Below are 12,196 nucleotides of genomic sequence, written 5' to 3' on the forward strand. Positions count from 1 at the left end.
AACCGCCTCCTAAATTTTGTAACTTTCTACATCCAAGATAAAATCTGAAAATTTTTCTAAACTTTTTTCTACTTCTTCCCTGCTAATATCAATTTCATATTCTTTTTCATCTAAAGTTGATAATAAAAAGGCAGAAGATATTTTTATATCTCTTAATTTTTCTATCGCTGCGAGATAGATATGAATTTGATGCTTATATAAATCTTTTGCTTGGTCATTTAAGTTACCAGTTTTTATATCAATAAGCTGATATTCTCCATTAACTTTTCTCAATTGGTCAATTTTTCCACGGACTATGCTAGTCTTAAATTTATAGAAAAATTCTTCTTCCCTGCTAAGAATTTCTCCCCTATTTAATTTTTCATAAGATTCTATGTGTTTTTTTATTAAATGCCTTGCCCTATCTTTATTTATATCATAGATGTCAAACTGGCTATCTATAAAACTATCTATGTTTTCTGAACTAATTTCTGCATATTTGTGGACAATATTTCCCAATATGATTGGATCTATTTCATATTTAATCCCAGTTTTTAATCCATTTTCAGTAAGATCTTTATCTTGATATCCTAGGAAATGTGATTTAAAAAAGTTTTCTTTATCATATAAATAATATAAAAAATCTGTTGGAGTATAGTATTTTATAATCTTGTTTTTTTCTATTTTATTTTCTATATAATGATCAGCTTCTGTGAAATTATCTAAAATCTCATAATTTGAAGCTAGATCAGTTTTTTCCAAGTTTGGAATTTGAAAAACTTCAAGATCCTTATCTTCTTTTTCATCTGCTTCTATAATTTCATAATCATGGAAGTCTAAATCTTTTAAAAAAGATAAATATGAAGCATTTTCTATGTCTATCTCGTCATCTTTTAAGTTTGCACCAAGAAATAGTTCTTCTCTCGCCCTTGTCATGGCAACATAGAGAAGTCTCAATTCTTCTTCATTTTCTTTTTTATTCTTCTCTTCTTTTATAATGGAATGCTTAGATTTAGATTTTTTTAAATCTAAACCAAGTCCTATATCTCCTACTGCGAGTTTTGACATGGCTTTTGACCTTATTGCCTTACCTGCATTGGCAAGAAAAACTATCTTAAACTCAAGTCCCTTTGACTTGTGGATTGTCATGAGTTTTACGCCCTTTTTATCATTTTCATCTTCGATTGATAAGTTTTCTATATATTCTGTAAAGGACATATATTTTTTCATTGACATGATTTCATATTCTTTTGCTGCCTTTATAAGTTTATCTATATTTATTAGGGAATTTTCTCCATTTTCTATTAGAGAAATTTGATAATAATTTAATTTTTCCAATATTTTAATTATCAAATCAGATATAGAATAATATTTATTGTAATTTCTAAAATATTCTAAATTTTCAATTGCCTCTAGGTATAAGGACTTGTATGGCTCAGCTAAGTTTTCTGAGGCCTCATGGTCTAATAAATTATTTTCCTTATAGTAGAGAGCTAGCTTAAAAATAGAATTCTCATCTAGACCAACATAGGGACTTTTTAAGTATGCCAAGATATTTACTATATCTTTTTTATTTTTTATGGCTTTTAATATTATTAGCAAGTCACTTATTTCATTTTCATCTTCAAATTTATTTGAAGAATCATTTACTCCAATCTCTCTTTTTATGAGTTCTTTTTTTAATGGAGCAATTTCCTTGTTAGTCCTAAATAAAACTGCTATGTCCTCTTCTTTTATTCCACTTTCTACTAGGTTTTTTATTTTATTTGCTAGTCCAATATTTTGGTCTTCCTCGCAAGTTAAGATTTTTATTTTCTCTTCCCCAGCAATATTTGCATTTATTGAACTGTAATCATCTTCTAGTAGTTTGGTAAAAATTTCATTAAAGGATTCTATGAGTTTTTTACTTGACCTATAATTTTCAGTCATCTCAAGCTTTATCGCACTTTCTTCTATCATTTGATTTGTAAAAGACTTATAGGTCTCTAGGTCTCCTCCCCTGAATCCATATATACTTTGTTTAGGATCCCCAACTACAAATAAATTTATATCACTCGATAAGTTTTTTGTAAGGTATTTTAGTATTTGAACTTGAAGTTTGTTGGTGTCTTGAAATTCATCCACTAAAATATATTTATATTGAAAGTTTTCTTCCTGGCTCAAGATATTAAGTGCCTGATCTTCCAAGTCAGAATAGTCAAAAACATTGGCATCTTTTTTATAGTTAGAATATTTTTCAATAACTTTTTCAAAAATTTCTAAAATAAAATCGTAAAATATTTGATTTTCAACTTCAAATGATATTGCTATATCATCTAATTCTTCCTTAATTTTATTTCTCAGGTTAAAGACTTCTTCTCTTTTTACGCTACCTAAATTTCTTCCTATCCTATCTAGAAAATCATAGTTAGGCTCTTTTAAAAAGTCTGCAAATTCCTGAGTTTTATAAAAGTTAGTGAATTTTTTTCCTGGATCTAAACTAGCATATTCTTCTAATAGATTTATTAACTTAACCAGGTCTTTTTTATCCTTACCCAAGATAAAATCTGCGTTTTTCGCCCTTATATCATTTATAGTCAAAGACTTGTTTTTCATTTCTTGGTAGAGTTCAAACAAACTTGACCTTAAATTGTCTAAATTATAGTTTTCTGTTATTTTTAAATAATCATAAAGCCTGCTATCATTTTTATAAATTTCTAAACTATCATCTATTGCATCGAATAACATTGCATCTGTTAAATTGCTATCAGCAACTTCAAAGTCTAAGCTAAGTCCGTATTTCATGGCATTTTTTTCTATATAATCTTTGCAAAAGCCGTGTATAGTAAAAATATTTGCTTTAGAAAAATACCTTGCCAAGTTTTTTAAATCCTGCTCCTCACTTGCTAGCAAGTCTTTTTTGATTTTTTCTTTCATTTCAGCAGCAGCCTTGTTGGTAAAGGTTATTGCTAAAATTTTTTCATAGGCTTCTGGTCCTAAGTTGGAAATTTCTTTTAAAGAATTAATAAACCTGCTGGTAAGTACCCTAGTTTTTCCAGTACCTGCTGCTGCATTTAAAACTATATTATTTTTTAAATTTATGGAGGCTTCTTCTTGAATTTTATTTAATTTTTCCATTAAAATCTTGCCTCCCTCAACATACTTTTAAAAGTATTTTCATCATAAGATCCATCCAAACTTGTGAAATTTCCTGATAAAATCCTGTCAATCAATTCTTTAATTTTAATTTTTACTTGGTCTATAAATTCTTCCATTTCTTCTGGACTTAAGGCTCTTTTACTTTTAGTGTTTTCATCTTTTAATAATAAGGCTGTCCTGTAACTAGCAGCTCTTATTATTCCATACCTCAATTCCTTGGTGTTCTCAATCGCCATCATATATATCGGCATCTGAAAAGACTTAAATTCTTCAACGCTCTTTGTGCTTGGAGCAGTTGAACTCTTGTAATCAGTTATGATTTTTAGACCCTGACTGTCGTCTATTCTGTCAATTCTGCCCTTGATTTTTATGCCTTCAATCTCAAGTTCAAAAGGCATTTCAAAACTTTCTGGTTGATTGTCTTTTCTAGTTTCAAGATCCATTTTTATAAATTTTTCTAAATTATCATAAGTATTTTCAAAAAATATCCTATCTAAAACTAGGCCAGTTTCTATGTCCCTGTCAAAAATATCTCTTATATTTCTTACAATCAATTTTTTTAGGTATTCTTGGTCCATAGAATCCTTATTGATCTTAAAATAGTCTTCTAAAACCCTGTGGAATAAATTTCCCATGTCTATATATTCTTGGGCTTTTTCTTCCAATTCTTCTATGCCAACTAGTCTAGAATATAAAAATCCGTAGCTAGATCTTATGTAGGCATCAAAATCAGTTGCGTGAAAGTCCCTATTTGCAACTAAATCTTTAATAATTACCAGACTGTCTGAATCTAAATTTATGGAATTATCTATTTTTCTTTTTTCTTCATTATATATTTTTTCATTTATATTTTTAAAATCAGAATATTTATAGTATTGAGCAAATTTCCCTTTATCAAGTTTTTTAGATTTTAAATCTGAAATTATAGAAAATCCCAGCTCATTTACAGAAGATATTTGGTCCAAGCTTATTTTTTCAATATTTTGAAAGATAGATAGAAGAACTGAAAAATCATTGCTATCTTTTATAGTTAAAATATAGGCAAGTTCTGAATTTACTAGCAATTTTATCAATCTCAAAAGTGAAGATTGGTAGACATCTTCTTCATCTAAATATTCAAAAGAAAGTTTTTCCAAAATTTGCTTGTTTTTAGGATTAAAAATCGGATCATTCCTCTTATAATTAGGATAATTTAAATCCAAACCTTCCAAGATTAGCTTCTTAAATCTCACACAAAGACTTTGGTCTATTTGATAAATACTCGGATCATAATAATTCTTTTCATAAATTTCTATATTGTCTAGGCTGTCCTCAAGCATTTCTATATAGGACTTTATGTCAATTCGTCCAAAATACTTGTCATATTTTTTAAAAATATCCAATATGCTTTTTATCTTGCCGATAACTTTATTGTTGACCAAAAAAAGTTCCTTGTCCTGATTTTCTTCATATATTTCTGCAACTCTATCACTAGCAGAAGTCATCAAATCTTCTATTATTTCAGAATAATTTTTAAAAGTGGACTTATTCTCAAATTTTTCATCTAGCTTTTTCATGCTCTCATAGAAAATATCTGGACCTATATATCTTAGTTCTACTGATTTTCTAGTTTTTTCATATAAATCTTGGTAATTTTTAAAATCAAAATTTTTAAATTCCTCAACTAGATAATTATTATCACTAAGTATCGGAAAATAAACTAGGTCCAGCCTTTTTAATAAATTAGTCCTAGATCCATTTGCCATATATTTTAATAAAACAATTAACTCTTTTACAATTTTTACAGAAAGTGCATTGTCGGCTTGTCCATTTATTCTTATGTCTTCTAAGCCCAAATATTCCTTAAAGTCCAAGCTTGAAGATGAGAAATTAACAAGGTCTATATCCTGAACATTTTTCTTGATTAATTTTATTAGCTGCCTATCTCTTAAATACTTGTTGTCACTTTCTAGTATTTTTATTTTATTAGATAATTTATCTAATAATTCTTCCTTATTATTTTCTCGATATAAATTTTCTTCTTCAAAACCAAGTTCTTTTAACTTATTTATTAACTTGTCATTGAAAAAATAGTCATTTATGTAATAAGGAATATTTACAAGAGTGTCTATTTCTTTAAAATCATTTTTTATTAAGTCAAAGTCTAGATTTTTTATTGAGAAAAATCCGTCTATAATTACTAAATCTAAATCTTCTTTTATTGGAAAATTTTCCAAAAGGTCTGTTAAATTATGCTTATCTAAAAAGTCGAGATAGTCCTTATAAATCAAGAGAAGCTCATCAAAAAATGGATCTTCACTAGCTTCTAATTTTATTTGGTCTTCTCTGGCCTTTCTAATAAAATTTAGAAGTTCATCCACCATGCCTGAGCTATTTTTAATATATTTATAATTATTAGACTGAAGATTTTCATATAAAAATCTTTTAAGCATATTTTTATCCATACTCTTCTTATTTAAGTTCGTATTTCTAAATGAATCGAAGGTAAAAAACTTTAGATCGCTGATGACAGATAATTTGTCTAAATATTCATTCCTTTTTGATTCAAGAGCAAAAGTTGAGGGCATTATATAGGCGATTTTTTTGCCCTCATCTATATATTTTTTTACTAAATCAAAGATAAAATCTCCATTAGAATCTATACTAGATTTGTATACTTTTTTTAATGCGGTCAATAATATCCTCTCCAAAAATATCTTTTAATATCTCTTCTTCTTTTTTAGGTAACTTTGAAAAGAAAGTCTTGTTATTTAAATATGAAAGTTCATCATCAAAATTCTTAAATTTTATAGCTATATTGTGAAGAAATTGACTTCTATAGCCGTATCTTTTTAAAAATTCTTGGTTAAGATTTCTGTCTCCATATTTGTTATCTCCAACTATGGGATAAGATCTCTTTTTTAAAACTGTTCTTATTTGATGAGTCCTGCCAGTTATTAATTCAACCCTTAGTAAAGAGTATTTTCCGTTGCCATAAATCTTTTTAAAACTGGTTAAAGATTCTTTTGAATCTTCTTTATAGTCATTTGTAGATTTCACCACATTGTTTTTGGTCTTTTTTAAATATGACTTATCAAAAAATTCATCTGGACAATTGCCCTTAACTAGGCAGATATAATACTTATCTAAGTCATTAGCTTTTATTTTTTCATTTATTAGTCTAAGACTTTTTGCATTTTTTGCCCCGATTAATATCCCCGATGTATTCCTGTCTAATCTGTTTGAAATGGCTGGTCTAAAAGATTTTTCTAACCTTGGTTTATATTCATCTTTTGCAATCAAATAATCAACCATCATATCCAACATATTTTTTTGAAAATTTTTTTGATCATTGTGAGATAAAATCCCCGCTTTTTTATCCATTAAAATTATATTTTCATCTTCATAAATAACATCTGGAAAGTTGTTTGATCTCTTTTTTATATCATTTCTTGTGAATTTCTCTATTGTTTCATCGCTAAAGTAGATTTTTATAGAATCACCATCTTCTAAAATTTGGTCATTCTTTGCTTTTTTATCATTAACAACTATATTTTTCTTCCTAATTGATTTATATATAAATGATAAGGAGGCTTTTTTTAGAAATTTTTTCAAAAATCTATCCAATCTTTGCCCTGCATCATTTTCATTTATTTTTATTTCTTGCATTCTTTCACTCTTCCTTAACTAATTTCTCATCTCGCCTTTATCCCAATATTATTGCAAAATCTACAAAAATGATATATATTTGTAGTAAATTAAATAGAAATGAGGTTCTTATTTGAAGTTTTTATATAACATAGTTGATTTTATTCTAAAAATCCTTAATATTCTTTTGGCTATATTCATTATAGGCTTTTTGTGTCTAATTATAAAATGGAAATCTGATACTTTGTTTTTAGAAAGCATTTCAGATACATCAATTAAATTTAGTCTCTTTGATGAATTTTCAAAAACTAAAAAAGATATACTTGCACAAGTTTCTGACCAAGAAACAGATAGCGTAAAAGAAATAATAGAAGTTGAACAAAATTATATTAAGGTCAACATAGGAAAAGATCAAAGCATTGATCAAATAGCTGATGAGCTTTTATCTAAAAGACTTATGACTGACAAGGCTGCTTTTAAAGCTCTAGTCCATGATATGGGTCTTGAAAGTAAATTTAAGCCTGGTACATACAATATTGAAGGCGGCACAAAGATAAAAGATACAGTTTTAAAATTAACTGGCAGTGTGGAAAAAGAATATACTATTAAAATTGAAGAAAATGATGATGGATTTAAGGTTGGTAAAAAATTAGAAGAAGCAGGCGTTATAGAATCTGGCCAAACTTTTGTTAAAGAGTTGAGTGATAGAAAACTTTACTACAGTGTAAAGCCTGGCGAACACAAAATTGTAACACCAATCAGAGATTCAAAATTGATAGAAGAATTAACAAAGTAAATTAAAAAACTCACTATTTTTTTACAATAGTGAGTTTCTTTTTTTCTATTTTACATCCAAGAGTCCGCCCTTGGTATAAAGCTCGTAGTAGTAAGCCTTTTTATCCATAAGGTCTTTATGCTTTCCTCTTTCAACAATTTCTTTGTCTTTCATAACTATAATTTCATCTGCATTTTGAACAGTTGTCAGTCTATGAGCAATTGATATTGTTGTTCTTCCTTTAGCAAGTTTTTCTAAAGATTTTTGAACTACTTCTTCTGATTTATTATCTAGGGCAGAAGTCGCTTCATCAAGTATTAAAATACTTGGATTTTTTAAAAATACCCTTGCTATAGATATTCTTTGTTTTTGTCCACCAGAAAGTTTTACCCCTCTTTCTCCTACATAGGTTTCAAATTTTTGGTCTAACTTTTCAATAAATTCCATAGCTCCTGCAAGCTCAGCAGCTTTTACAACTTCTTCATCGCTTGCACTAGGTTTTCCATATCTTATATTTTCCATAACTGTTCCAGAAAATAAATACACATCTTGTTGCATGATACCAATGTTTTCTCTTAGGGATTTTAAAGTTACATCTCTTACATCTTTTCCATCAACTAAAAGTTCTCCAGCATTCACATCATAAAATCTTGGTATTAAATTACAAACTGTTGTCTTTCCTGCTCCGCTCGGTCCAACAATCGCTATATTTTCTCCAGCCTTAATTTTTAAATTAAAGTCTCTTAATATATAAGGTAAATCTTTTTCATATCTAAAACTTACATTTTTAAATTCTATATCGCCTTTAACATTTCCTATATCAATTGCATCTTCCTTGTCTTTGATTTCTGATTCTATTTCCATAATTTCAGAAAATCTTTCAACAGCTGTTATGCCCTTTTGGAATTGCTCTGTAAATTCAACAATCCTTCTTACAGTTGCAAGAAGTGATGTTATATACATTACATAGGCTATCATGTCTCCTGCTTCAATTTGGCCTTCTATCATAAAGTAGCCACCAAGTATTATTAATAGCAGATACATTATCCCATCAAATAACTTTGTTACTACTGTAAAACCAGCAAGAGCTTTATAAAATACATTTTTTACAGATAAAAGCTTCACATTTTCATCATCAAACTTTTCTGATTCTATATCTTCATTGGCAAAACTTTTTACAACCCTGATCCCTAAAAGTGAATCTTGGATTGATGAGTTGAAATCTCCAATGCTAACCCTTTGCTGCTTCTGTGCCTGCTTCATTTTTTTATTATATTTTGATGCAAATATCATCATTATAGGTATAAATGCGTAGATTATTAAAGTCATCTTCAAATTTATACGACTTAATATGACAAATGAAAATATTATTTTTATACCACCAATAAAATATTCTTCTGGTCCATGGTGGCAAAATTCTGTAAGATCTGCAAGGTCATTTGTTATTCTTGACATAAGACTTCCGATCCTAGTTTCATTGTAAAATGAATCACTTAAACCTTGTAGGTGGTTATATAGATCAGATCTCATATCATTTTCAATTTTTGCCCCCATCATATGACCAATACTTGCCATGTAATAAGAAGCTATAAGTTCAATAACTTTTAATCCCACAAAAATAAGTGCCAGTCTTAAAACTAACTCCATAGTTAATGATTCATAATCATTCATACCAACATTTGTTAAATGTCTAAGTATAATAGGTAAAATCATTTCTGCTGCAGTTGTAAATCCAGCACAAAGTAAATCTATAAATAATATATTTTTATATCTTTTAAAATAAGGAAACATCTTTTTTATAAACATTCTTTTTCCCATCTCATCACCCAGATTTATTCTAACTTATAAAATATTTTATATCAATAGATCATGATATTGACTTATATTTTTATAAAATATATACTTCTTTATTAGGAGGTAAATATGGAATCCACTAAAAAAATAGCTAGGTCAACCTTAGCTATCATATTATTTTCTTTAATTGGAAAAATTCTTGGCTTTTATAGAGAGGCCTTGCGTGCAGCAAAATTTGGTGCTACATCTGAAATGGATGCCTTTGTAGCTAGTCAATCTGCTACAACTGTTATTTCAGCCCTTATTACAGCTGCAATAGCAACTACATTCATTCCTTCTTTACAAAAAGCTGAAAGAGATCTTGGACATGATGAAAAACTTAACTTCACTAATAATATGCTATTTATAGTTTCTCTTGTTTCTATAGGAGTTGTAATTTTAGGAATTATATTTGCTCCATTTCTAGCATCTTTAGTGACACCGAAAGATAAACTTTCTCCAGAAATGCTTAATCTTGTAACAAAATTAATTAGGGTAACTATTCCTGTAATTATCTTTTCTTCAATTGCTGGGGTTTTTACTGGATATCTACAATATGAGGGAAGATTTGCAGCTGCAGGAGCAATTGCAATTCCACTTAATCTTGTATTTATTTTTTACTTATTATTTCTAAGTCACAAGGGTGGCATAGTTGGTCTTTCTATTGCATCAGTTCTGGGTGTTCTTGCACAGATTTTATTTTTAATGCCAGATACTTTTAGGACGGGTTTTAAATTTAAACCAGCTTTAAATTTCTCAGATAAATATGTAAAAGAAGCAGCAATACTAGCTCTACCAATTCTTGTTTCTACAGCTATTAATGATGTAAATATAATCGTAAATAAAAGACTTGCTATGGGCATGGAAGTTGGATCAACTACCATAATTGACTATGCTAATAAAATGAATGTAATGGTTCTTGGTGTGTTTATAACTGCTATAACGGCTATAATCTTTCCTGCCATGAGTAGGGCTTTTGGATCTGGAAACATGATTCAAGGAAAAAGAGTTATGAGTGCATCTGTAAAAACTGTTTTATTCTTAACAGTTCCAGCTACAGTTGGAATGTTTATTCTTGCAAGACCAATAGTTGATATTGCATTTTTCTACGGAAAATTTACCCAACAAAATGCAATTGATACAACTGCAACTTTAAGATTTTATACTCTGGCACTAATTTCGATATCGCTTAGCAATGTTTTAAACAGGGTCTACTATTCAATATCTGATACAAAGACTCCATTTTATATAGGCTTGATAAATGTCTTAATTAATGTCGGCTTAAACGTTATGGTTGCCCATAAATTTGGAACTAGAGGACTAGCTTGTTCAGTAAGTATAGCAACAACAATTTCTGTTTTAGTATCTTTTGTCCTATTAAGAAAAAAAATCGGACATTTCGGTGCAAAAACATATATAAAAGCCTTGATAAAAACTCTAATGGCGTCATTTATCATGGCTCTGGTTGCACTTTTATATTATCCTATAGAAGAACTTGTACTTGCTAATGTTTCTTCTGTTGCCAGCACAAAAATATTAAAACTTATTATTTTATTAATTGTTACAGGCTTAGCTGCAACAGTTTATGGAATTTGTTTATATAAACTTGGTGTAAGAGAAATAAGAGATGTTGTTAAGATAGTTAAAAGAAAATTAAATAATAGAAAAGCAGAAAAACTAACTTCAAAAGAAAATTAATTTCTTAGAAGTTAGTTTTTTTTATGGTATTCCTATATATTTTGTAAAAATTATTCCCTTGTATTTGGGGTCTGCTAAGTCTATTCCTTTTTTTAATTTGTGGAAAGTAATTGTCATATCAGCCTCTATGCAAGTTCCCATAATCTTTCCATCATTTGCATTTAAACCAGATGCAATATCAACTGCAACTATATATTTTGCCTCATCATTTATAAGATCAATAAGTTCTTTATAAAATCCTTCAACATTTCTTGAAAGTCCAGTCCCAAATATGGCATCAATTAAAATTTTATCTTTAATATCATTTTTTAAATCATCATTTATTTTATCTAAAAAGATGGGATCTATTCCAAGTTTTAAAAGAATATCATAGTTTATTTTGCAATCCTTAGTCATCTTTTCTTTTTTACCGACCATATAAACTTTGACAGATTTTTTATTTAAAAATAAATGTCTAGCAATGGCAAGTCCATCACCACCATTATTTCCAGTCGATGCAACAATTACAAATTCATTTGCTAAATCTTTAACTTGATTAAAAAATGCCATGGCAGCATTTTCCATTAAAACAATTGAAGGAATTTTATATTCTTCGATTGCTCTTTTATCCTCTAGCTTCATTTGGTCGCCAGATATGATTTCAAAATCCATAATTTACTCCTTGATAATTTCCCAAAAATCAAACAAGTCTTCCAGAGAATATCTAGCATTGGCAGGCGATGTGCTAGGAAGTTTAAAAGCATCCATTCCTAAATTTTTACTCTGATATTTTTTATATAATTTATATGACAAACCGCCGTTGCAATAAATATTTTGAATATTAGCTTTTTTAATAATTTTTGAAAGATCAGTCGGTTCCACATTTTTTATACTCGAATCGCTCGAGCCTATGATATCGCACTTGTAAATTACATCCCACAAGGCAATTTGATGTCTGTGCAAAAATTCTTTTTTATCTTCTATTTTTTCTCCTATATCATCTTCAAAGATAAGAGATAAAAGTTTCCAAAACCTATTTTGCTTGTTACCATAGAAAAAACCATATTCTCTAGTTTTTACAGATGGAAAACTTCCCAAAATCAAAATCCTAGAATTTTCATCAAATTCTGCCTTCAAAGGATGGACTATTGTCTGATAATCTCCCAT

The 12,196-nt window shown here is 28.6% G+C and carries 8 protein-coding genes; 2 read left to right on the forward strand and 6 right to left on the reverse strand.

What is annotated here, in order from left to right:
* Positions 1–9: 9 nt before the first annotated feature.
* The 3 genes from HGPB_RS01535 to HGPB_RS01545 are packed head-to-tail and all read right to left on the reverse strand — an operon-like array spanning position 10 to position 6,765.
* Complete coding sequence (locus HGPB_RS01535) at positions 10–3,096, reverse strand: UvrD-helicase domain-containing protein (protein WP_019131913.1); 3,087 nt, start codon at positions 3,094–3,096, stop codon at positions 10–12.
* Entirely contained in the window at positions 3,096–5,792 is a 2,697-nt protein-coding gene (locus tag HGPB_RS01540; protein ID WP_019131914.1) for a PD-(D/E)XK nuclease family protein, read from the reverse strand. Before HGPB_RS01540 ends, HGPB_RS01535 begins: the two co-directional genes overlap by 1 nt.
* A complete protein-coding gene (locus HGPB_RS01545; RefSeq protein ID WP_019131915.1) occupies positions 5,761–6,765 on the reverse strand; it encodes an RluA family pseudouridine synthase in 1,005 nt (334 codons plus the stop codon). The genes HGPB_RS01540 and HGPB_RS01545 overlap by 32 nt, the downstream gene beginning before the upstream one ends.
* Positions 6,766–6,988: 223 nt before the next feature.
* Here HGPB_RS01545 and HGPB_RS01550 point away from each other — a divergent pair, with 223 nt between their 5' ends.
* A complete protein-coding gene (locus tag HGPB_RS01550; RefSeq protein ID WP_172635020.1) occupies positions 6,989–7,540 on the forward strand; it encodes an endolytic transglycosylase MltG in 552 nt (183 codons plus the stop codon).
* A gap of 45 nt (positions 7,541–7,585) precedes the next feature.
* Here the strand turns inward: HGPB_RS01550 and HGPB_RS01555 are convergent, their stop codons facing one another.
* Positions 7,586–9,337: an ABC transporter ATP-binding protein gene (locus HGPB_RS01555; RefSeq protein ID WP_019131917.1), complete on the reverse strand. Its 1,752-nt coding sequence runs from the start codon at positions 9,335–9,337 to the stop codon at positions 7,586–7,588.
* A 105-nt stretch (positions 9,338–9,442) separates the two neighbouring features.
* Here HGPB_RS01555 and murJ point away from each other — a divergent pair, with 105 nt between their 5' ends.
* The gene (gene murJ, locus HGPB_RS01560; RefSeq protein WP_019131918.1) at positions 9,443–11,050 is read left to right on the forward strand and encodes a murein biosynthesis integral membrane protein MurJ; all 1,608 of its coding nucleotides are present in this window, start codon (positions 9,443–9,445) and stop codon (positions 11,048–11,050) included.
* A 21-nt stretch (positions 11,051–11,071) separates the two neighbouring features.
* On the opposite strand, the gene HGPB_RS01565 is transcribed toward murJ, so the two are convergent.
* The gene (locus HGPB_RS01565; RefSeq protein ID WP_019131919.1) at positions 11,072–11,701 is read right to left on the reverse strand and encodes an NAD(P)H-hydrate epimerase; all 630 of its coding nucleotides are present in this window, start codon (positions 11,699–11,701) and stop codon (positions 11,072–11,074) included.
* Positions 11,702–11,704: 3 nt separating this feature from the next.
* Entirely contained in the window at positions 11,705–12,196 is a 492-nt protein-coding gene (locus tag HGPB_RS01570; RefSeq protein WP_036738006.1) for a DNA-deoxyinosine glycosylase, read from the reverse strand.

It is taken from the genome of Peptoniphilus obesi ph1, assembly GCF_000311865.1.
GTDB classification, from domain to species: Bacteria; Bacillota; Clostridia; order Tissierellales; family Peptoniphilaceae; genus Peptoniphilus_E; species Peptoniphilus_E obesi.

Bases quoted from the DNA above. Each gene is read 5' to 3' on its own strand.
- HGPB_RS01535 (WP_019131913.1), bottom strand. From the start codon at position 3,096: ATGGAAAAATTAAATAAAATTCAAGAAGAAGCCTCCATAAATTTAAAA.
- HGPB_RS01545 (WP_019131915.1), bottom strand. From the start codon at position 6,765: ATGCAAGAAATAAAAATAAATGAAAATGATGCAGGGCAAAGATTGGAT.
- HGPB_RS01555 (WP_019131917.1), bottom strand. From the start codon at position 9,337: ATGGGAAAAAGAATGTTTATAAAAAAGATGTTTCCTTATTTTAAAAGA.
- murJ (WP_019131918.1), top strand. From the start codon at position 9,443: ATGGAATCCACTAAAAAAATAGCTAGGTCAACCTTAGCTATCATATTA.
- HGPB_RS01565 (WP_019131919.1), bottom strand. From the start codon at position 11,701: ATGGATTTTGAAATCATATCTGGCGACCAAATGAAGCTAGAGGATAAA.
- HGPB_RS01570 (WP_036738006.1), bottom strand. From the start codon at position 12,196: ATGGGAGATTATCAGACAATAGTCCATCCTTTGAAGGCAGAATTTGAT.